A 21,567-nucleotide genomic window follows, 5' to 3' on the forward strand; every position below is an offset into this window, starting at 1 on the left:
CACTCCACTAAGTAATCCTGATTTTCATACTCTTCATCAACCCATAAACAGAAACCAATGTCCAGGTTCCTTCTAAAATAACAAAGGGCAGATAACTGATAAGGTAGGAAGCATAACAGGCAAGTAAAGCGCCAATGATATTCAGTAAATAAAACAGTTTCGAATCAGGCTTCAATAATCTTGCTGTACTTAAAAAATATGCAAACAGAATTAGTCCAACACCAATTGTGCCGATAAGATCGTTGTATGTCATGGCGTTTGTTTTTGATGAACAAAAGCTTCCAGTCCTTTTGTATAAATTGCTGCACGACGTTCCGCAGCAACATCAAGGAATAATACAGCAACTGCCATTAGAATAAGTCCGGCCCCAATTCCACTCCACAATTGCTGAGCAGCATTTGTTCTGAAATAAAAGAAAAGAAAAACGGCGGCTGTTAAAAACACAACTTCTGCAATAATAATAACTTTGAAACTCTTCATCACCTTCTGCATTCGTGGCAATTCCTTTACTTTCAATTCAATTGGGTTCAGGTCATAAGCATATACATTTCTGATCCTGTCTTCATCACTGCGCTTATAAATCGTAAAGCCAATAGTACCTGCAATCAATCCTATTATAATCATTGGAATGGCTGTTCCTTTAAAAAAAGGCGTTTTGAGTACAAAGAATAAAATGATCGATGCAATAACAGCAACTATACCAACAGCCAGGAAAAAGAGGCTGCCCTGCTTTTCTGCGGAAAAATATTGCTCAATATCTGTTTTGCTGAACATGATGTATGATTTACAGTAAGATACTAAAACTCCATTTTGTTTCCGATGGAAAGATGTTCAACTGCAGTTATTCCTGATTTCTCCTGCAACAGCAACAGTTCCTGTTTGGGATAAAAGATAGGTTCATCGCTTAAATCAAATGTGCCGTGATGCATGGGAATAAACTGCTTTGCCTTCAATTGTGCAAATGCAACCAATGCATCAGCCGGGCTTGTATGTGCCGATGCCATAAACCATTCAGGCTTGTAAGCACCAATGCCCAGAATGGCAATATCAATACCGGGGAACAGTTGAGCAATTTCTGCAAAATGAATTCCCAATCCACTATCGGCGCCAAAGTAAATTTTTTGTTTGCTTCCTTCAATCATAAAACTTCCCCAAAGCATGTTGTTCATATCAGCAAGCCCTCTTCTGTTCCAATGCTTCGCCGGCAAATAGGTAATGGCAACATCAGTTTCAATATTGTATCGCTGGTACCAGCCTGCTTCGATGATTGGATTGGCAATCTTCCAACTCCGGAGTAATGGAGCAATATTCAATCCCGTTAATATAATTGCATTTGGGTTTAATGCACACAGCTGCTGCATACTCTTCTGATCGCAATGATCCCGATGATTATGGGATAATAAAATAAAGTCGATCTGCTTTAATGCATCCACATCACAGGGCAAAGGAGTAAATCTTTTTACCGGACCAACATTATACAAAACAGGATCGGTGATGAAATGTTTGCCGCTGAGAGTAAACAGGAAACTTGCGTGCCCTAGCCAAACAACTCCATCTTCCCTGTTACTGGTTATATGATGATTCGTAACAACATCAACTGTTGTTTGCTGTTTCTTCTTTGCAGGCTTAAGAGGATTCTTCTCTGTTTGCCATTTCAGCAATTCAGCAAAACTTTTTTCAGCAGGCCCATCCAGGTTAATGTACTGCTGTTTTTCATTCAAGATGTTTCCACTCCAGTTTTCTTTGATGAATGAAAGTGAAGGATTATGAGTTGGTAATTTCTGCATCAGCAAGAATAAAATTAAACCATTAATAATACAGCCACATAATGACAGATGGCAGCAGCCAGCACAAACAAATGCCAGATCACATGGTGGAAATACAATTTTTCCCAGAGATAAAAGATGGTACCCAGTGTATACAATACGCCGCCAATTATAATCATGGTCAGCACAGGCGTGGGGATTGCTTCAAAAAACTCCCGGCCACTGAATACTAAGATCCAGCCCATACCAATGTAAACAATGGTTGAAATAAAATTAAACCGCCCGGTATAAAACACTTTAAACAGGGTGCCAATGATCGTTAACCCCCACAACACACTCAGCATGGCAATACCCGTTGCGTTCATCATATAGTTTAACAGGAAAGGAGTGTAAGTTCCCGCTATCAGAAAATAAATACTGATATGATCAAATACATGCAGCACTTTTTTTACTGCCGGGTTTTGAAACGCATGATACAAAGTAGAGAATGTAAACACCAGTAAAAATGAAAACCCAAAGATTGCTGCACCAACAACGGCTATTGAATGATCCTTATTTGCTGCTATTGCACTAAGTACAGGTAAGGCTGCTATTCCGAAAATGATGCCGATACCATGTGTAATACTGTTGGCAATTTCAAGACGAAGGCTTGTATGATGAACTGACATGATTGATAATTACTTTTTAATCTCGGTTACTACTTCTTCACTCAAAGGTGAAACAGAAGGATCGAAATATTTGATGAGCACCCCTTCTTCATTAATTAAATATTTTGAAAAATTCCAGCTTGGCTGTTTTCTGTTCCATCCGTTTCTGGTGGAGTCTGTCAGCCATTTGAATACCTCGTTCTGATCAGCATCTCTAATCACAGAACTTTTTTTCATCAATGGAAAAGTAACACCGAAATTGATCTTGCAGAACTGTGCAATCTCTTCATCATTTCCTTTTTCCTGTTCTTTAAAATCGTTGGCAGGAAAACCAAGGATAACAAGTTTGTTATGGAACTGCTCATTCAGTTTCTGCAAATCATCGTACTGATTGGTGTAACCGCAATTACTGGCCGTATTCACCAGCAAAACTTTTTTCCCTTTGAGTTGTGTGAAATCAAATTCGCCTCCGTTACCCAGTGTTCCTTTCAATGAATAGAAAGAAACAGGCGGTTGTGTTTTTTCGTTAGTCAGCACTTTCGCTTTCTTTCCCTGCATCCACATAAATACAGGATAAACTGCTTTTAATAGTTTTTGTCTTGTTGTCATAGTTGTAGAATTTCTGTTAACAATCACTATATATCCTGCTGTAACTGTTAGCAATAAAATAAATAATATAATTGCTTTCTTCATTAACGGATCACCAGTTTAAACAGCTTCATCTTTCCTTTGAATGGCGGGTACTTCACAGCAGGATCAAACCAGGTAGGTGTTTTCATCACTGCTTTCTGATGGCTGAACGTAAGGAATGAATTCTTTCCATGATAGGCACCCATGCCGCTGAAACCTCTTCCGCCAAATGGCAAATGATGATTGGTTAAATGCCAGCTGGCATTGTTTACACAACCTCCGCCAAACGGAACCTGTTGTAACCACCATTCTTCGTTTTTACTGTTACCTGTAAAAATGTAAAACGCCAATGGGTTTTTATTCTGTTCAATGATCTTTAATGCTTCTTCCTTTGTTTTAAAAGAAATGATGGGTACAATCGGTCCGAAGATTTCTTCTTTCATTACCGGTGCATCCATTGAAACATTTTCAAGAACCGTTGGTTCAATAAACAGCTTGCTTTTATCAACCCTGCCACCATATGCAATGGTTCCCTGTGATAAATAACCAACCAAGCGGTCAAATTGTTTTTCATTAATAATTTTTCCATAGCTGTAACTGTTCTCTGCCTGCTCGCTGAAAAACTGTTTAATAGTTTGAATAAACAAACGCACAAACTTTTCCTTTACTGATTGATGCACCAGCAGGTAATCAGGAGCTACACACATTTGTCCTGCATTGGAGAAAGTAGTTACTGCAATTCTTCTTGCAGCTACATCAAGATTGGCATCTTTATCAACTACACATGGGCTCTTTCCTCCCAGCTCAAGCGTTACCGGCACCAGATCTTTTGCTGCCAGTTGATAAATGAGTTTACCAACAGCTGTACTCCCGGTATAAAACACATGATCGAAATGAAAGTTATTCATCATTTCAGGAATCACCTGTGCACCATCGCCCTGTACATACAGTATATATTCAGGCGGAAATACTTCGTTGATAATTTTTGCATTAACAGCAGCTGTATTCGGAGCAAACTCACTTGGCTTTACTACCACACAATTACCTGCAGCAATAGCACCAACAAGCGGAGTAAATAAAAGTTGCAACGGATAATTCCACGGACCAATAATTAGCACAACACCCAATGGTTCCCTGTATACATAACTTGATGAAGGCATGTTCAGCAGATTGGTGCCCACTTTTTCCGGCTGCATCCAGTTCTTCAGATTCTTTAATGTTGCGTTTATTTCAGCAATGAGGAAACCGGTTTCTGTTACCCAACTTTCTTCCGGGCTTTTTTTCAGATCGGCATACAATGCATCATGCAGTTCATTTTCATACTTCAGAATTGCATCCTTCAGTTTTATCAACTGCTCCTTCCGAAAATTATACGAACGGGTTTTGCCACTGTTATAGCAGCTCCGCATGTTTTCTAACTGTTGCATAACTTATTTTTAACTGGCATTACAATACCGTTATTCAAACAAAAGCAAATACGTCCTACTGCAATTGTAATTAGCTCCTCAAATTAAGAATTAAACAAACAGTTCAGTTGAAAAAGAACAGCCTGCTACATGATATAACAAGGATTTAAAAAAGTAACTTTATTCTATGACAGATGAATATTTCATGAAGCAGGCATTAAAAGAAGCGCAGATTGCCTATGAAGAAGGGGAAGTGCCAGTTGGTGCAATAGTGGTCATTGATGGCAAGCTCGTTGCCCGTGGACATAATATGACGGAGAAGCTGAACGACCCAACCGCCCATGCTGAAATGATTGCACTGACTTCGGCATTCAGTCATATTGGTGCCAAGTATTTACCGGAAGCAACTTTGTATGTTACAGTTGAACCCTGCCTCATGTGTGCCGGTGCTTTGTACTGGGGTAAGGTAAAGCGGATTGTTTGGGGAGCGGATGATGAAAAAAACGGACATCAGCGCATTACAAAAGATGAATCTCCTTTTCATCAAAAGGCTGAAGTAACCAAAGGAGTTCTGAAAGAAGACTGTGCAAGGCTGATGAAAGATTTTTTTGCATCAAAACGATAACCATATGGCAAAAGCAGCATCTAAAACAGTAACCGTTACACATCCTGAAACAGGAACAGAAAGGAAATTTGATGCCGCCATCTACGAACCATTTAAGGCGGCGATTCTGCAAAGCCTCAAAGGCAGCAAAGGCAAAACCTTTACAGATCTTACGGATGATGTGGTAAAGATCATCCGCAAAAAATGCCCGGCTTTACCAAATCAATTCCCTGGTATACGATCTCCATTCGCCTCGATCTGGAAACAAGAGGCATTGTAGAGACCTTTGTTGAAAAAGGAAAGAAGCTGAACAGGCTAAAAAGCTGATTTTCGAAATAAGGAAGAATTCACTTTTTATGAACAGGGGTTTAACATTCTGTCTGTACATTTGTTGTCCTTTCAATAATCAATTTAAAAATTAATTCTATGGCATTTACATTAGCACCTCTTCCATACGCACACGACGCACTGGAACCCCATATCGATACATTAACCATGCAGATCCATCATGGTAAACATCACCAGGCTTATGTTGATAATCTCAATAAAGCAGTTGCAGGTACAAACAACGAAAGCAAAACATTGGAACAGTTAGTTGCTGTTGCCGGAACCATTTCTCCTGCTGTACGTAATAACGGTGGTGGTCACTGGAACCATACTTTTTTCTGGGAATCATTAGCACCTAATGCAGGTGGAGCTCCAACAGGTGCTTTAGCTGATGCAATCAACGCAGCTTTTGGTTCTTTCGATGCATTCAAAGAAAAGTTTGCAGCAGCAGGTATGACCCGTTTCGGAAGCGGCTGGGCATGGTTGATTGTAAAAGATGGCAAACTCGAAGTAAGTTCAACTCCCAATCAGGATAATCCATTAATGGATGTAGCTGAAGTAAAAGGCACTCCAATTCTTGGTGCTGATGTGTGGGAACATGCATACTACCTGAAATACCAGAACCGTCGTGCAGATTATTTAGCAGCTTTCTGGAATGTTGTAAACTGGAGCAAAGTAGCTGAAAGATTAAACCGCTGATGATATGATTCAATGATGATAATGATAAGGCTGTCTGTAAATCAGACAGCCTTATTTATTTTATGAACCTGTGGTTTGAAAAATCATTCGCATCAATTCATCAGCTTCATCTGCGGTTTTTCTTCCAGCATCCTTCCACATGATCATCCACCATTCCTGTTGCCTGCATAAAAGCATAACAGATGGTTGAGCCAACAAACTTGAATCCACGCTTCAGCAGGTCTTTACTCATAGCATCAGAGATGGCTGTTTTCGCCGCAACATCTCCCATTGCCTTTACTTTGTTTACAAGGGGTTTACCTCCAACAAACTGCCAGATGTAGTTATCAAAACTTCCAAACTCTTTCTGCACTTCAAGAAATGCTTTGGCGTTGAGTACAAAGGCATTTACTTTTAAACGGTTGCGAACAATGCCTTCATCCAATAACAAAGCTTCTTTCTTTTTATCGGTGTACTTCGCTATTTTCTTTGCGTCAAAATTGTCGAATGCCTTGCGGTAGTTTTCCCGTTTTTTCAAAATAGTGTACCAGCTCAGCCCTGCCTGTGCACCTTCAAGACAAAGCATTTCAAATAAATTCCGGTCATCATGTTGCGGCGTTCCCCACTCTTCATCATGATACTTCATATACAATTCATCTTTTAAACACCAGCTGCAACGGATTTTTTCTTTAGTCATGATTTATAGATAATAAATAGCAAAGTAAGTAATTTAGATGTCTGATTTGAATGAAACATGATCCGAAAAGCAACACATGCAGATTTTAATTTCATGTTCTACCTGTATATGCATCCGCAGGTAAACCCTTTCCTGTTATATGAACCGATGAATGCTGAAAACTTTCTTACGGTTTTTAATGATCTTGAGAAAAAGGGAGTGCTGTATATTTTTGAAGATCAACAGGAATCAATCGGCATGTTTAAACTTGTTCCTCAACATTACCGCAATACACATATCGTTTACCTGGGAGGAATTGCAATTGATCCTGAACATACAGGGAAGGGGCATGGGTTACAAATGATGGAAGAAATAAAAGTCTATGCAAAGAAGAACGGTTTTCTGAGGATTGAATTAACAGTTGCGACAACCAATGAAAAAGCCATTCAGTTATATCTTAAAGCAGGCTTTCATCATGAAGGAGTGTTGAAAAAATATACCTACTTAAAAAGTAAAGATCATTTTGTTGATGAAGCCGTGATGGCTTACCTGTTCTGATCAGGGAACAGGATCATAACCACTTCCTCCCCAAGGATGACATTTGCTGATGCGTTTTACACTCAGCCAGAAACCTTTAATAGGGCCATACTTCTTAAATGCTTCCAGTGAATAATGACTGCAGGTGGGTGTATAGCGACACTTGGGACCAATGGCCGGGCTGATGACATACTGATAAAACTTTATCAGTACAATAAAAGGAAAACTAAGAATTTGCTTCAATACTTTCATCAGCGATGGCTATTACTTTTTGCAAAACTACAGTCATCTTTTCAAAGATGAGGTTATAAGCAGGCAACTCTCTGCCTGTATAAATAACAAACAGGTTCAGTTGTATTTTCTTCAGCGTCACTTTATCTTTCAATTCGTTTTTCTGCAAACGGTACGCTTCCCGTAACAACCGTTTTATCCGGTTACGATCAACCGCCTTTTTAAAATTTCTTGTACTTACACCCACGCCAAATTGTAATGCAGCAATAGAATTTTCTTTCTTCAGGTCTGCATCGAATGAATAATAAACCCGCAAAGGAGAAACAGAAAATGTTTTCCCTTCTTTGAACAGCTGTTCAATCTGCTTGCGGCTTTTGAGCCGTTCTGTTTTACCGAGTGTATATCGTTGTGTTTGCTCCAATTCTGTAAAAATAAAAAAGTCTCCCGTTAAAGCGGGAGACTCAGAATATCTTCAATAAGAAAAATACTTATTTCTTAACGCCACGCTCACTGCTTACGCTGAGCTTATGACGACCCTTTGCCCGGCGGCTTGCCAATACCTTGCGGCCATTAGCATCCTGCATACGTCTGCGGAAACCATGTGTGGTTTTTCTGCGACGCTTCGAAGGTTGGTATGTACGTTTTTGTGCCATTGTTTTCTGTTTTACTTCTTTAAAAATACCGGGGAGAAACCGGAAATTTCAAGTCACCCAGTGGGAACACCACTTCCCGCTGTTTGTGAAAGGACGGCAAAGGTAGGGGAAACAGGCCAAAATACAGGGCTTTAAACGAAGAAAATATGCCTGTGCCTGTCTTTTCTAGAATATCATCTCTCCAACTCCACATGCTCCGACTTTACCTCTTCACCATAAAACAACCGGGCATGGTTATTAAAATCAAGGGCTGAATCTGTTGTAAAAAATTGACGATTTCTCTTCTTTGTTAACTGCTCTTCCATTTCCGGATGTCGGTTCAGATAATCGGCTAAACTTTCAGCCACAATCTTCCCCTGCGAAAGCAGCTGAACACCGGCAGGTAAATACTGCTGAATCTTTTTACTCAGCAAAGGGTAGTGCGTGCAACCAAGTAATGCCGTATCAATTTTGCCCGATTGATTGAGCAAGGCTTCCACATATTCTTTTACGAAATAATCTGCACCTCCACTTTCATGTTCATTATTCTCAATCAGCGGAACCCACATGGGACAGGCCTGTTGAAACACCTTTATGTCGGGGTAAAACTTATTGATCTCTATTTCATAAGACTCAGATTGAACAGTGCCGGCAGTTGCCAATACACCCACCTGCCTGGTTTTGCTGTACTGCCCAATCACTTCTGCAGTTGGACGGATAACACCCAATACCCTGTTTTCAGGATTCAATCGTTGCAGATCATTCTGCTGAATGGTTCGTAATGCTTTTGCTGAAGCTGTATTGCAGGCAAGTATCACCAACGGGCAACCCTGCTTGAAAAACCATTCCACACATTCTAATGTATAACGGTACACAGTTTCAAAGCTTCTGGTGCCATAAGGAGCACGTGCATTATCTCCTAAGTAGATGTAATCATACTGCGGTAACTGCTGTACAATTTCCTGCATTACGGTTAAGCCGCCATAGCCTGAATCAAATATGCCGATGGGTCCTGTTTGCATAGATGCAAAATACTGATTCGCCATTTATTTTTAGACGTAGTGTTTGTTCAAATATAAAGTGCTCAGTTAAATTAGCTTCGCAGTACACGTAAGCACAAAAAAATCCCCCGCTTACGGCGGGGGATCAATATCATTTTACTTCTGAAATTATTTAGCAGGTGCTGGTGCTGTTTCAGGTATTTTTAAATACTTCTTTACCAAAGGAAGTAAATCATCTGTTGTTGGTGTTACCAACAACGCTTCCCTTGAAAAAACATAAGCATAACCATTCGTTTTTGCTACAGCCTGAATTGCATCCAGAGCTAATTTTTGTACAGGAGCATATACTTCCTGCTCTTTTGCCTGCAGCCACTGTTGTGCTTTTGTTGAGTATTGTTGTACATCTTCAGCTAATTTCTGATACTCGCTGAATTTGATATCTTTTTTTGCCTGTGTCCATTTTGCAGAATCAGTACGGATGATGCTGTCTTTTTCATTGTACTCACGAATCATTTCTGCATACACCATGTTCAGAGAATCCTGCAGTTTCTGCATTTTTTCCTGGGCCTTTTTTGTTTCCGGCATCACACTCAGTAATTCTCCTGTATTAATGTGACCCAATTTTTGCGCATTTACTGTTACAGCACTTCCCATTAATACTATAACTGCAAGAACAATAACTCTTTTCATTTTAAATCGGTTTGTTTTAATTTAAGTGTACTGACTCCCTCTTTTGGTTGCAAACACTGGTGGCTTTTGATTAAAGTTTAACACCTAAGATCTTCAGCACATCATCGCTTTTGTCCAGTTTTGGGTCGGCAAATATAACGGTAATTCCTTCACTTTTGTCCAAAATAAAATCGTATAACCTTTCAGTAGCCAGCTTCTGTACGGCGTTGTACACCTTATCCTGTATAGGTTTTACCAGTTCCTGCTTTTTTCGGAAATAATCACCTTCAAAGCCAAAACGCCTTTTTTGAAGGTCACGAACCTGTTTTTCTTTATTAAAAATTTCGTCTTCTCTTTTTTTCAGTAATTCCGGGGTTAACATGGCCCTTTCAGCATCTAACTGGCGGTACATTTTATCCAGGTCGGCCTGCATCAGGTCAATTTCTTTCTGCCAGGCATCTGCCATCTCTTCCAGCTTTTTATTGGCGTCTTTATATTCAGGAATTTTTCCAAGAATATACTTGGTGTCAATAATGCCATAACGTTGCGCCGTAGCGGTAAATGAAGTAAGAAATAAACTAAAAGCGACAATTAATGCTGTTTTCATACTATTTCAATTTATTGTATTTCTCCCTTTAGGGTTGGGGCTTTATTCCGGTTCAAAGCCAAGCATAAAGGTAAACTTACTCATATCTCTGAGTCTTGCACCCGGGAATGCCCTGTCTAAACCAATACCATAATCAAAACCAAGTAAACCAAACATTGGCAGGAAGAAACGCATACCTAAACCGGCACTTCTGCGGAGTTTAAATGGATTGTAATCCTTGATATCATACCATCCGTTGGCCGCTTCAAAAAACGCAAGCCCAAAGATTGTACTGCTTGGATTGGTACTTAACGGGTAACGCATTTCTAAACTGTACTTATTGAAGATAGTAAAGAATGTATTGGCTGAAGTTTGGTTGGCGTTATTGATCTTGGGGTTTGAATTATCATACACCGGATACCCCCTGTGTGCAATAATATCATAACCGATTATACCAAAGTTATTCTGCATACCTGCATCACCCACCTGGAAACGTTCAAATGGAGAGATCGGAAGATCCTTGTTGTAACGGCCAAGGAAACCATATTTAGCAGCTGCTTTTAACACAAACTGGCGGTTCTTTTCAGCACCCATTGGTTTACCGATTGGCACATACCATTCATAATTCAGGCGCCATTTATGATACTCAACCAAACGGTATTTTTCAGCAGGATCAACATATTTTGATGCATCTCTGAATAAAGACCATGGTGGTGTAAACGATGCCGTCAAAGAGAATGAAGAACCTGATCTCGGGAAGGTAGGCTGATCAATACTCGAACGGATGATCTGGAACTTGATATTAAAGTTATTTGAAACACCACTATCCAGTTCAGGGAAGATGGGGTAGTTCTTTAATTTATACTGTGTATAGTTTACTGAAGTAATCAGGTTGAAATAATCATCGGGCCATTTTAACTGCTTGCCTAAAGATACACTTGCACCAATCGTTTTCAGATACTGCGTAGTTGATTTTGCTCTTGTAGGTAACCCGGTAAGCGGATCAAATGCATTGGCGAGTTTGGTACGGAATACACTTAATGTAAGGTTATTCCTTTTTTTGCCTCCCAGCCACGGTTCGGTAAATGAAAAGTTTTGTGAACTGAAGGAAGGGCCATTTGATTGTACACGTACACTCAAACGCTGTCCATCACCTGATGGCAATGGTTGCCATGCAGATTTCTTGAAAATGTTTTTGGTAGAGAAGTTATTAAAGGTAATACCCAGTGTGCCGGTTAAACCTATATATCCGCCCCAGCCTGCACTTAACTCCAGCTGATCGCTTGATTTTTCTTCGAGTGTGTAATTAATATCAACTGTTCCGTCATCAGGATTTGGAACCGGATTCGGATTGATTTTTCCTGGTTGAAATAGTTCAGAGCAGATAATTCACGGATGGAACGGATAATATCACTGCGGCTGAATTTTTCACCCGGCACCGTACGTAACTCACGACGGATAACGTATTCCTTTGTTTTATCATTTCCGTAAATATTCACCGCACGGATGGTTGCCTGCGGGCCTTCAGAGAAACGGATTTCATAATCAATTGTATCATTATATACTCTCGATTCAATCGGCTCAACTTTAAAGAAAAGATAACCGTCATCCATGTACAATCCGCTGATGTCGCCGCCTTCAGCCGACATTTGTTTCCCTAACTTTTTATTCAGCGCCTCAAGATTATAAATATCTCCTTTCTTGATTCCGAGAATCTGAGTTAATACAGAATCACTGTATTTTGTATTTCCTCTCCAGGTAAAATCACCAAAATAATACTGGCGGCCTTCCTGCACTTTTATCTCAACAACAAGATTCCCTTTTGAATTGTAATAGTTGGTATCTTTTTCAATCACTGCATCACGGTAACCCAAAGAGTTATAATATTCCAGCAACTTCTCTTTGTCTTCAATATATTTTTTCTGGTTGAATTTGGCAGCAGAGAATTTTACACGGAACCATGGGTCTAAATAATCTCTTATTTTACTGGGTATTAAATAATCCCTGTTATGTAAAAACTGTTTAAATGTAGTAGTATCCTTTGTTCCGTAAACAAGCGAATCATTTAAAGGATGTAATGTAAACCGCAGGCGTTCTTTTGTTCCCTTTAATTGTTTTTTCAAACGCAGATCTGAAACATTGTCATTACCGCTGATGAACACTTCATCAATTTTCACTTTCGCTCCTTTGTAAACATTGAACGTAAGATCAATAAAGTTTGGGTTAACGCTGTTCTTTGTTTCTGTTACCCTCACATCAATCTTCATGTATCCTTTATCGATATAGTACTTCTCAATCCGTTCAATACTTGTACGGCGTAGGTTTTCTGTAATTACTTTATTGGGCGACAGGCCGATTTTTTCTTTCAGATCATCTTATTCCGTTTTCTTCACCCCTTTAAAAAAGAAACTGCCCAACCTTGCCCTTTCTGTTACATTGATTTCGATATAAATGTCTTTGCCGTCAATTTTGGTAATGTAAATCGTGGCGTCATCAAAATATTGCTGGCGCCAGATGGAAGCAATGGCTTTGCTGAACAGATCACCGCCGGGCAGGTAAACTTTATCACCAATGGCAATACCGGTAATAGAAACGAGCAATGCAGAATCAAACGTTTTTGAACCGCTTACAGTTATTCCTGCAATGATGTATTCTTTTGGAGTCTTGTTGTTAAAAATTGCTTCCAGTTCCGGGTCTACAGAAATGGGTTTCAGGGTGTCGGGTTGTTGTGCCCAAAGATTTAGTTGAAAGCCGAAGCAAACAATAAAAAGCAGTAATAAATTTCTATTCAAACGCATCAAAAATCAGTTACGGTTAAGTTGTAAGTTGGGTTATAAAAATGCCGCTCGTGCCAGTTAAAGCCGGGCGGCAAAATAAACGCTTTTAGTGAAACTCTTTGTTAAAATACCCTGTTTTACAAGTATCTTATGATTGTGTTTCATGTTCTTCTGTTTTTACCTGCTCCCCTGTTTTACCAAAGCGGCGTTCTCTTTTCTGAAAATCAAGAATTGCTTCATACAGATTTTCTTTTCTGAACTCGGGCCAGCGTACATTGGTAAAGTACAATTCTGCATAAGCCAGCTGGTACAGCAGGAAATTGCTGATCCTGTATTCGCCGCTGGTTCTTATCATCAATTCAGGGTCAGGAAACTCTCTTGTTGTTAAATAATCCTTGATAGTATCCTGATCAATTGCTGCAGGATCCAGCCTGCCATCTTTTACATCTGTTGCAATATTCCTGATTGCATTCACAATTTCCCACCTGCTGCTGTAACTCAATGCCATGATGAGATTGAGCCCTGTATTGTTTTTCAGATCATCCACACTTTCCTGCAATTCTTTCTGCGCATAATCGGGCAGCATTTTAATGTCGCCAATTACATGCAGTTTGATATTGTTCGTATGAAGAATTGCCGTTTCTTTCCGGATGGTATCTACCAGCAATTCCATCAACCCGGTAACCTCTTCAGCAGGTCTGTCCCAGTTTTCTGTACTGAATGCATACAGGGTAAGATATTTTACTCCCAGTTCAGCGCAGCCCTCCACAATATCACGCACACTTTCCACTCCATGATAATGACCGTATAATCTGTCCTGACCATGTTCTTTTGCCCAACGGCCATTCCCATCCATGATGATGGCAATATGCTGCGGCAAACGCTCCGGATTCAATTGTTCACGCAAGGAACTCATAGCCATGAAAATTAAGGGCACGAAGGTAATGAAAAATAGGGCTGAGGCTGTTGTGAAAGGATATTTAAGGGAAAATGGATTGTTCTTAAGAATCTAATCAGGTTTATTCAGGCGGTATCATCTTCATTTATTGTAAAGTAATAACAAAAGAAAAAGGCTGCTTCTTTTCGGAAGCAGCCTTTTAAGATTATTCAATTTAATAATTATTGAAGTTTTACAGAGTAAGTATTTGCAGCAAAATCTACAACAATCTTGTAAGTACCCGATACAGCAGGCGCAGGCGTATTAGAACCCGGAACCGCACCATCAGCTAATAAAGCCCCACCAGAGGCGCTTGCACCACCAAACTTATGTGTCCAGTCGCCATTAAGTGGCAGGAATAAATAACTCTTTCCACCAATAAGAGGAAGTGTTAGTTCAAACTGTGTAAGATTAATACGGTTGAATTGTTGTGCTGGAACCGGAACAGGATTATTCCAGCCTCCGGCAGTAGCATCACCTACAATGTATAAGTTAGAAGGAACGGGAACAAATCCGGTATGTGGAGTAACGGTATAGGTTCCTGTTTGAAAATTCACCAATATCTGATAAAGGCCCGTAGTTGCCGGCGAAGGTGTATTAGAACCGGGAACTGCACCATCAGCTAATAATGTTCCTCCGGTTGCACTTGTACCGCCAAATTTATGAGCCCAATCACCATTAACCGGTAAAAACAAATAACTATCCCCTGCTTTAAGATTAGTTATAATGCCATATGTAACTGCATCTATCCTTGTAAATTGTTGAGATGGTACCGGAACAGGGTTTGCCCAGCCACCGTCTGTAGCTCCCCCAACGATAAATAAATTATCCGGAATGACAGTTGCAAAAGGTGTCACAGTATATGTTCCTGTCTGGAAGTTGACTACAATCTGATACATCCCGCTAGTAGCAGGGGCTGGCGTATTAGAGCCGGGAACTGCACCATCTGCTAATAATGCTCCTCCGGTTGCGCTTGTTCCCCCATATTTATGATCCCAATTTCCGTTTAATGGTAAAAACAAATAACTTTTCCCTGCTGTGAGGTTAACAACAATGCCATAAGAAACAGCATTTATCCTGCTGAACTGCTGAGATGGTAAAGGAACAGGGTTGCTCCATCCACCGGGTGTTGCATCTCCAACAATATATAAAGCAGATGGAACGGGCGTAAATGTAGTAACACTGATTGTAACAGCATTTGAATAAACCATAGGTTTACTATAGCTTCCTAAATAACTTACCACTCTGAATTGAACGTTTTTGGTTGAACCGCCAATAACCCCGGCGGCAATTGCCATTGTATTCAAATCATTAACTGTAAATCCTGTAGTATATGCCGTACCTAATTGTTTTACCTGCGGGGTAACAAAATTACCTCCCGCCGTATCTAACTGCAATGCGTACAGGATAGTATTTGAACCGAAATTACTTGCATTCCAGTTAAAAGAAACTGCAGAGTTGGAAGCATTGCTTACCAATAAAACCAGTGGACTTGAAGAAGAAGGCACCAGTGTAATAGGAATCAGGTAAGATTTAATATCAACTTTAATAACATTTGATACTAACCGTTCATTGTTATTGCCGTAAGAAGAAATCATCCTTATATCAAAACTGAAAGACTGACCAGGTGTAAAGCCAAAGTCGGCTAACATGTCGTTGAGTTGTTTGCCGGTAAATGACATGTTAAGTGTGCCATTAACAATCTTTGATGTTTTTTTAGCAAAATTTCTTCCTGCAGAATCAATTTCCAGTATAAACTTATATAAGGAAGAATCCTGCTCGTATTTAGGACTGGTCCATGAAAAAGAAACAACAACGTTTGCTGAATCTGAAGGAGCAGGTGCCACCGTAGTTTTAGAAGCAGTAAGCACAACCGCCGTTCCGTTTTTATAATACGTAAGGTCGGGTGCTTTTTCACACGCTGCAAAAGCAAAAACAACAAGCAGCATGATTAAGCCGAGTTTATTTAATAGTTTCATGTGTTTTAATTTTTATTGTTTTACAGCAGTATAAACACCTAACTGAAAGTCAACTGTTATTTTATATGTACCTGCAGATGGTGGCCCGGGGAATTGTGGATCAGAATCTTTCTTTTCAAATTCACCACTTGCCCATGTACCTGTTGTCATGTGATATTGTGTACCCCATACTCCCATAGTTTGTACCAGTTTATATCCACCACCGCCCGGTAAAGCAACCGTCAGCTGGTACAGTGTTTTGGAAACCTTTGTAAACTTCTGAGAAACATTATAAGGGGCTGACAATGGATTGTTCCAGCCACCAAAACTTGCATCGCCAACAACCCACAGTTCACCATCATTATAATTATTTGCTGATGTGCCGGGAGCTTCAACCTTTGGAGGAGGAGTAAATGGTTTTACTGTAAAGGCAACAGTATTGGAAGTTAAAGGAACAGCATTGGTATTGATCCCGAGACTTGAAATAATTCTTGCCTGTATTGTATATGTTCTGCGGGGATCGAGCTGAAGCAGCATTGTATTTCCAAGTATGCCGTTTAATTCTGCAACCGTAAAGGCTTTAGACAAATCCTTTGCAAACACAGTAGTGTATTTTTGCCGCTGCTGAAATTACCTCCTAGTGTATCAAACTCCAGTGTATATTTCACGTCCTGTGAGCTGATGCCTGTTGTAAACTTATATTCAGGGTTTGTCCAGTTTAACGTAATGGCCGTATTGGTTTCCTCTCCCGGTTCTAAACGAACAGTTGCAGTACTGCCTGTTAAAATGGGGCTGGTTCCGCTTTCGAAATGAATTTTATTTTCTACTTTCTTGCAGGCAAAGAAAGAGACCATTGCCAGCAGAAGTGAAAACGATGTTATGTATGATTTCATGTCTTTTTTTTTTTTGATTAATAGCCTGTATTCTGTGTCAGGTTTGGATTGGCGGCAATCTCTGAATCAGGAATAGGATAAATCTTTCTTGTTGCTGCCACACCTGCTCCGGTTTTAACACCACCTTTCCATGGCCACAAATAAGTGCCTTCCACAAAACGGTCGAAACGGATCAGATCAGTACGGCGGAATCCTTCCCAGTACAATTCTCTTGCTCTTTCATCAAGAATATAATCCAGCGTATAGCTGCCGATATTACCTGCTAAAACCTGTGCTCTTGTACGCAATGCATTTAAATAAATAACTGCCTGTGCATCGGTTCCACCTGTTCCGCCACGTTTTACAGCTTCCGCATAAATGAGATACATTTCTGCTAAACGGAAAAGAGGATAATCAATGTCAGAAAATGTTTTTTCGGGATCATTACCAAAACCACCGGTACGTGTACGGTTACGGTATTTAATAACAGCAAGCCCATCTTTAAAATCTGAGATGTTGTTGATCTCTAAATTCTGTGATCCGGCAGTAAACTGTGCTCTTTTATCACCAGTACCATTTACATCTGGAAAGAGGTTGGGCAGATTTTTTGTTGCACGGATACCACCCCAGCCTGTAAGACCAGATACGTTTCTATCCATATCACCACCAACAGAAGCGTTTACCAGGAACGTAGTACCACCCCAGTTTTTAGAGCGGATACCATCATAGTTTAAGGTGAGGATAAATTCAGTATTGTTTACATTATTATCTGCAAGTGCCAGCCAACGGTAATCGCTCAATAAACTATAGCCTGCATCAATTACTTTTTTAGAATAAGTAACTGCATCTGTGTATTTATCTGTGCCGGTATAAACTTTTGCATTCAGATACATACGTGCCAGTAATGACCAGGCAGCTGCTTTATCAGCACGGCCATAGTCGCCGGAACGGGGAGCTGATAAATCACCGTCAATTGCTTTAACTCAGATTCGATATAAGCAAACAACTGTGCACGGTTTGTTTGAGGCGGATTGAATTTACCAATAGGATCATTTTCAGTTGTAAATCCGGGATTAGCATACAAATCAAGTAATACCCAGTTGGCAAATGCACGGATAAATCTTGCTTCTGCACGCATCTTCTTGATATTGTCAGCAGATAAACCACGGCCGCTTACTTTATCAGGTGCACTTTCCCTGATAAACTCATTACATAATGTAACGATGTAAGTACAACGGTAATAAAGGCCTTTTAACATGGGGTTACTTGAACTCCAGTTCATGTTATGGAAGTCCTGGATGCCCGGATCATTCCATGCAACAACTGCTTCATCTGTACTTAATTCCTGGGCTTCCCAGAATAAACGGACAAAATCAGATGTTCCTTCATCAATACCGGCAACATCGCCATTGCCCGCCGGACCCTGGTTACCTGTAAGAGCCACGCTTCCGTAAACTTTGGCAAGTACCTGTAAATATCCGGCTTCAGTTGTATATACATTGTCTGAAGGGGAGTGTGTTTGGGGTTCTCTGTCGAGCGATTTTGTACAACCGCTCAAAAGAGCCATACCCAACACCAAAGAAGCTATATAAAATGAAATACGTTTCATATTGCAGATGTTTATTTATTAAAAATCAAGATTTACTCCCAGTACATAGGTACGTGGGCGTGGATAGATTGTGTTGTCAATGCCACCGGAAATTTCAGGATCAAGTCCTTTATACTTGGTGATCACAAATACATTCTGAATATTGGCTGTAATGCGCAATCTTACATTCTTTGCAATTTCACCTGCATCATACCCAACATTGATATTATCCATTTTCAGGAAAGAGGCATTCTTCAGATAATAATCAGAAAAATACTGGTTATTAAAAAATCCTGTGTTCAGATAATCTTTTGTTCCGTTGGCTAAGAATCCAAGCGGGTTAACAATCTGGCGGTAAACACCCATGTTTGAATTCATATTATCATACATGTAGTTGCCAATGCTTCCACGCATTACAAACCCTGCAGAAAAACGTTTCACACTCACACTTGATGTAATACCAACAAAGTATTTTGCTTCTGGTGACTGCAGGATATACAGATCTTTTTCATTGATAATACCGTCACGGTTCAGATCTTCATATAAACCTTCAATTGGTTTATTATTTACATCATAGATCTGCTTGTACATATAAAAAGAATTCGGACGCTGGCCCACAATATGACGCTGAATAGTATTACCTGTACCTCCGCTGATACCACCTACTTCCACACCTGTGAAGTTTGGATCTTCATTTACAAGCAGCTTGGTAATTTTTGGTACTACATAGGTAAAGTTTACGCCGAAATCCCATTGAACATCTTTGGTTCTTACCGGAACAACATTCAGCGTTACTTCCAAACCTTTACTTTCAATATTACCTACGTTGGTAAACAATCGGTTGGTGAAGTTTGATCCTGCCGGAATAGGAACAGTACTTAACAGGTCTTCTGTTTTGCGTAAAAATCCTTCCACTGTACCATTAATACGGTTATCCATAAAACCAAAGTCAATAGCTGCATTAATGTTGGTTGTTGTTTCCCAACGCAGATCAGCATCATAAGCACCCGGCCTGAGCATATTTACATAATTGCTGCCGAACTGATATTGTGCCTGATTATTACTTAAACTGTAAACAGGAATATAGCCATAGAAAGGAATACCATCCTGCTGACCGGTAACACCATAACCTGCACGCAGTTTCAGGTTAGATACAACTTTTGAATTTTTCATAAACTCTTCTTCGTTAATCTGCCATGCAAATGCTGCAGAAGGGAAGAAACCCCAGCGGTTATCCTTGTTAAACTTGGACGTACCATCAGTACGTGCATTTAATGTAACGGTATATTTATTCGCTAAGGTGTACACTAAACGTCCATAATATGAAATCATAGTAAAACCGGGAGCCTGTGAAATAAATTCCTGGTTTGAACCCGGAACAGTATCCCCTTTATATCTTCTGTCGGGGCTGTTATAACTGTAGAATTCAAAATCCTGGTAACCGGTACCTGCAGTAAAATCAACACGGCTGTTGATTGCTTTGTAGGTTTGAGCATAGTTGAAATAAAAATCAACCAGCTTATTGGTGCGGCTTTGATAATAAGGGTTGTTGATCCCTTTACGACGATAGTTATCTGCAGCACTGTCGCTCACAATATTTGTACCACCACCTCTTGATACATCATATCCAAGGTTCAGATTTGCACGCAGGCCTTTTACAAAAGGAATCTGGTAATCAAACTGAATGTTACCAATACTGCGGAACACCTCACTGGTGTTTTCCCTCAGGTTTAATAAACCAACAGGGTTACGGTTTGACAACTGGGTTGGCAATCCATCAGGATCTGTCCACTCCCAATAACCACCATATCTTGCACTGCCGCTTTTTATCGGCTTCGTTGGATCGAAAGTAATTGCATTTCCAATTGCACCTTCGTTTGCAAAAGCATTGGTGGTTCTGGCACCTTTTAAGTTCAGATCAACCTTTAATTTATTATTGAAGAAACTTGGATTGAGATTTAAAGAAGCAGTCATACGTTGAAAGTTTCCTGTCTTTAAAATTCCATCCTGGTTTAAATATCCGCCAGATAACCGGAAAGGAAGCATGCCCTTTGCAATAGCACCTGTTGCACTTAAGTTATAGTCCTGGCCTAAGGCGTTTCTGTAAATTTCATCCTGCCAGTCTGTACTTTCTTTACCAAGCAACAGAACCTGTGCAGCCGTTCCTTTTGCATTAACAATGGTACGAACTTCATCAGCAGATAATACATCAACCCTGTTTGAAGCAGTTTGTACAAAAGCCTGTGCGCTGAAATTGAGTTTTATTTTCCCTTTTTTTCCTTTCTTGGTAGTAATGAGGATTACACCGTTAGATGCACGTGAACCATAAATGGCTGCGGCAGAAGGATCTTTTAAAATGGTGAACGTTTCAATATCGTTCGGGTTAATGAGGTTGAGCGGATTGGTTGCACCTGAGATGCCGCCGTTATCAACCGGAACCCCATCAATAACAATTAACGGATCGTTACTTGCATTGAGCGAAGCACCGCCACGAATACGAATGCGGCTGCCACTGCCGGGCGCACCGCCGTTGGGTGTAATCTGAACACCGGCAACTTTGCCGGCAATTAACTGTTCGGGAGTTTGCAGAGCACCCTTCACAAAGTCTTTGGCAGATACGGTTGCAACAGCACCTGTTAAATCTCTTTTACGTTGTGTACCATAACCAACAACGATTACTTCGTTCAGTGTTCCCTGGGTGGAAGTGAGTTGAATGGTTAACTGGGTTTGGGTACCTACTGCAACTTCAGTACTTCCAAAACCAACAGAGGTGATAACCAGCACTGCGTTGTTTTCAACTGCAATCCTGAAGTTACCTCCTGCATCAGTAGTTGTACCGAGATTGGTTCCTTTAATAGTAACAGAAGCGTTGGGTACCGGGCTTCCGTCTTTACTATCTGTTACCTTCCCTGTTACAGTTTTACCTTGGGCGAAAATAGTTTGTGCAAATACCATCAACAGAAGCACTAATGCCCCTGCTCTGGCAAGCAGTCGTTTGGGGATCATAATCAATAGTTTAATTTTAAGAATTCACAAATTATAGTG

The 21,567-nt window shown here is 40.2% G+C and carries 22 protein-coding genes and 2 pseudogenes; 4 read left to right on the top strand and 20 right to left on the bottom strand.

Annotated features, from left to right (window positions below; translation table 11 throughout):
• Positions 1–7 precede the first annotated feature (7 nt).
• From IPK31_05870 to IPK31_05895, 6 genes are all read right to left on the bottom strand, one after another.
• Positions 8–253: a hypothetical protein gene (locus tag IPK31_05870; GenBank protein ID MBK8087493.1), complete on the bottom strand. Its 246-nt coding sequence runs from the start codon at positions 251–253 to the stop codon at positions 8–10.
• Positions 250–774 carry a hypothetical protein gene (locus IPK31_05875; protein MBK8087494.1) on the bottom strand — a complete coding sequence of 175 codons (525 nt, stop codon included), beginning with the start codon at positions 772–774 and terminating at the stop codon, positions 250–252. Before IPK31_05875 ends, IPK31_05870 begins: the two co-directional genes overlap by 4 nt.
• Before the next feature lie 23 nt (positions 775–797).
• A complete protein-coding gene (locus IPK31_05880; GenBank protein MBK8087495.1) occupies positions 798–1,787 on the bottom strand; it encodes an MBL fold metallo-hydrolase in 990 nt (329 codons plus the stop codon).
• Positions 1,788–1,801: 14 nt separating this feature from the next.
• Entirely contained in the window at positions 1,802–2,434 is a 633-nt protein-coding gene (locus IPK31_05885) for a hemolysin III family protein (protein ID MBK8087496.1), read from the bottom strand.
• A 9-nt stretch (positions 2,435–2,443) separates the two neighbouring features.
• Positions 2,444–3,022, bottom strand: coding sequence for a glutathione peroxidase (locus IPK31_05890; GenBank protein MBK8087497.1), 579 nt, complete (start codon positions 3,020–3,022; stop codon positions 2,444–2,446).
• An 83-nt stretch (positions 3,023–3,105) separates the two neighbouring features.
• Positions 3,106–4,470, bottom strand: coding sequence for an aldehyde dehydrogenase (locus IPK31_05895; GenBank protein ID MBK8087498.1), 1,365 nt, complete (start codon positions 4,468–4,470; stop codon positions 3,106–3,108).
• A gap of 166 nt (positions 4,471–4,636) precedes the next feature.
• Between IPK31_05895 and IPK31_05900 the strand changes: the two genes are divergently transcribed.
• The 3 genes from IPK31_05900 to IPK31_05910 all read left to right on the top strand — a co-directional run bounded on the left by IPK31_05900 (position 4,637) and on the right by IPK31_05910 (position 6,079).
• Positions 4,637–5,074 (top strand): nucleoside deaminase, encoded by a 438-nt coding sequence (locus IPK31_05900; GenBank protein ID MBK8087499.1) that lies wholly within the window; start codon positions 4,637–4,639, stop codon positions 5,072–5,074.
• A 4-nt stretch (positions 5,075–5,078) separates the two neighbouring features.
• Positions 5,079–5,333, top strand: a complete 255-nt coding sequence (locus IPK31_05905) for a hypothetical protein (protein MBK8087500.1) — start codon at positions 5,079–5,081, stop codon at positions 5,331–5,333.
• Between the two features lie 146 nt (positions 5,334–5,479).
• Complete coding sequence (locus IPK31_05910) at positions 5,480–6,079, top strand: superoxide dismutase (protein ID MBK8087501.1); 600 nt, start codon at positions 5,480–5,482, stop codon at positions 6,077–6,079.
• Positions 6,080–6,185: 106 nt separating this feature from the next.
• Here IPK31_05910 and IPK31_05915 read toward each other — a convergent pair whose 3' ends face one another.
• The gene (locus tag IPK31_05915) at positions 6,186–6,755 is read right to left on the bottom strand and encodes a DNA-3-methyladenine glycosylase I (GenBank protein ID MBK8087502.1); all 570 of its coding nucleotides are present in this window, start codon (positions 6,753–6,755) and stop codon (positions 6,186–6,188) included.
• A 57-nt stretch (positions 6,756–6,812) separates the two neighbouring features.
• On the opposite strand from IPK31_05915, the gene IPK31_05920 reads away from it, so the two are divergent.
• Positions 6,813–7,292: a GNAT family N-acetyltransferase gene (locus tag IPK31_05920; GenBank protein MBK8087503.1), complete on the top strand. Its 480-nt coding sequence runs from the start codon at positions 6,813–6,815 to the stop codon at positions 7,290–7,292.
• On the opposite strand, the gene yidD is transcribed toward IPK31_05920, so the two are convergent.
• The 13 genes and pseudogenes from yidD to IPK31_05985 all read right to left on the bottom strand — a co-directional run bounded on the left by yidD (position 7,293) and on the right by IPK31_05985 (position 21,528).
• The gene (yidD, locus tag IPK31_05925; protein ID MBK8087504.1) at positions 7,293–7,523 is read right to left on the bottom strand and encodes a membrane protein insertion efficiency factor YidD; all 231 of its coding nucleotides are present in this window, start codon (positions 7,521–7,523) and stop codon (positions 7,293–7,295) included. It abuts the gene before it with no gap.
• Positions 7,498–7,923, bottom strand: coding sequence for a ribonuclease P protein component (rnpA, locus tag IPK31_05930; protein MBK8087505.1), 426 nt, complete (start codon positions 7,921–7,923; stop codon positions 7,498–7,500). Before rnpA ends, yidD begins: the two co-directional genes overlap by 26 nt.
• 67 nt (positions 7,924–7,990) lie before the next feature.
• Positions 7,991–8,155, bottom strand: coding sequence for a 50S ribosomal protein L34 (gene rpmH, locus IPK31_05935; GenBank protein ID MBK8087506.1), 165 nt, complete (start codon positions 8,153–8,155; stop codon positions 7,991–7,993).
• Positions 8,156–8,328: 173 nt separating this feature from the next.
• Positions 8,329–9,156 carry a glutamate racemase gene (murI, locus tag IPK31_05940; GenBank protein MBK8087507.1) on the bottom strand — a complete coding sequence of 276 codons (828 nt, stop codon included), beginning with the start codon at positions 9,154–9,156 and terminating at the stop codon, positions 8,329–8,331.
• A 147-nt stretch (positions 9,157–9,303) separates the two neighbouring features.
• The gene (locus IPK31_05945) at positions 9,304–9,825 is read right to left on the bottom strand and encodes an OmpH family outer membrane protein (protein MBK8087508.1); all 522 of its coding nucleotides are present in this window, start codon (positions 9,823–9,825) and stop codon (positions 9,304–9,306) included.
• Between the two features lie 70 nt (positions 9,826–9,895).
• Positions 9,896–10,411, bottom strand: coding sequence for an OmpH family outer membrane protein (locus tag IPK31_05950; GenBank protein MBK8087509.1), 516 nt, complete (start codon positions 10,409–10,411; stop codon positions 9,896–9,898).
• Between the two features lie 42 nt (positions 10,412–10,453).
• Positions 10,454–13,188, bottom strand: a pseudogene (locus tag IPK31_05955) (BamA/TamA family outer membrane protein).
• A 127-nt stretch (positions 13,189–13,315) separates the two neighbouring features.
• Complete coding sequence (locus IPK31_05960) at positions 13,316–14,083, bottom strand: isoprenyl transferase (protein MBK8087510.1); 768 nt, start codon at positions 14,081–14,083, stop codon at positions 13,316–13,318.
• A 203-nt stretch (positions 14,084–14,286) separates the two neighbouring features.
• On the bottom strand, positions 14,287–16,083 hold the full coding sequence (locus tag IPK31_05965; GenBank protein ID MBK8087511.1) for a SusE domain-containing protein: 1,797 nt from the start codon (positions 16,081–16,083) through the stop codon (positions 14,287–14,289).
• A gap of 12 nt (positions 16,084–16,095) precedes the next feature.
• Complete coding sequence (locus IPK31_05970; protein MBK8087512.1) at positions 16,096–16,665, bottom strand: hypothetical protein; 570 nt, start codon at positions 16,663–16,665, stop codon at positions 16,096–16,098.
• Entirely contained in the window at positions 16,620–16,955 is a 336-nt protein-coding gene (locus IPK31_05975; GenBank protein MBK8087513.1) for a SusE domain-containing protein, read from the bottom strand. Before IPK31_05975 ends, IPK31_05970 begins: the two co-directional genes overlap by 46 nt.
• A gap of 17 nt (positions 16,956–16,972) precedes the next feature.
• Positions 16,973–18,543 (bottom strand): annotated as a pseudogene (locus IPK31_05980) (RagB/SusD family nutrient uptake outer membrane protein).
• Positions 18,544–18,561: 18 nt separating this feature from the next.
• Positions 18,562–21,528 carry a SusC/RagA family TonB-linked outer membrane protein gene (locus IPK31_05985; protein MBK8087514.1) on the bottom strand — a complete coding sequence of 989 codons (2,967 nt, stop codon included), beginning with the start codon at positions 21,526–21,528 and terminating at the stop codon, positions 18,562–18,564.
• Positions 21,529–21,567: the final 39 nt, after the last annotated feature.

This window comes from Chitinophagaceae bacterium, assembly GCA_016713085.1.
Classification (GTDB): domain Bacteria; phylum Bacteroidota; class Bacteroidia; order Chitinophagales; family Chitinophagaceae; genus Lacibacter.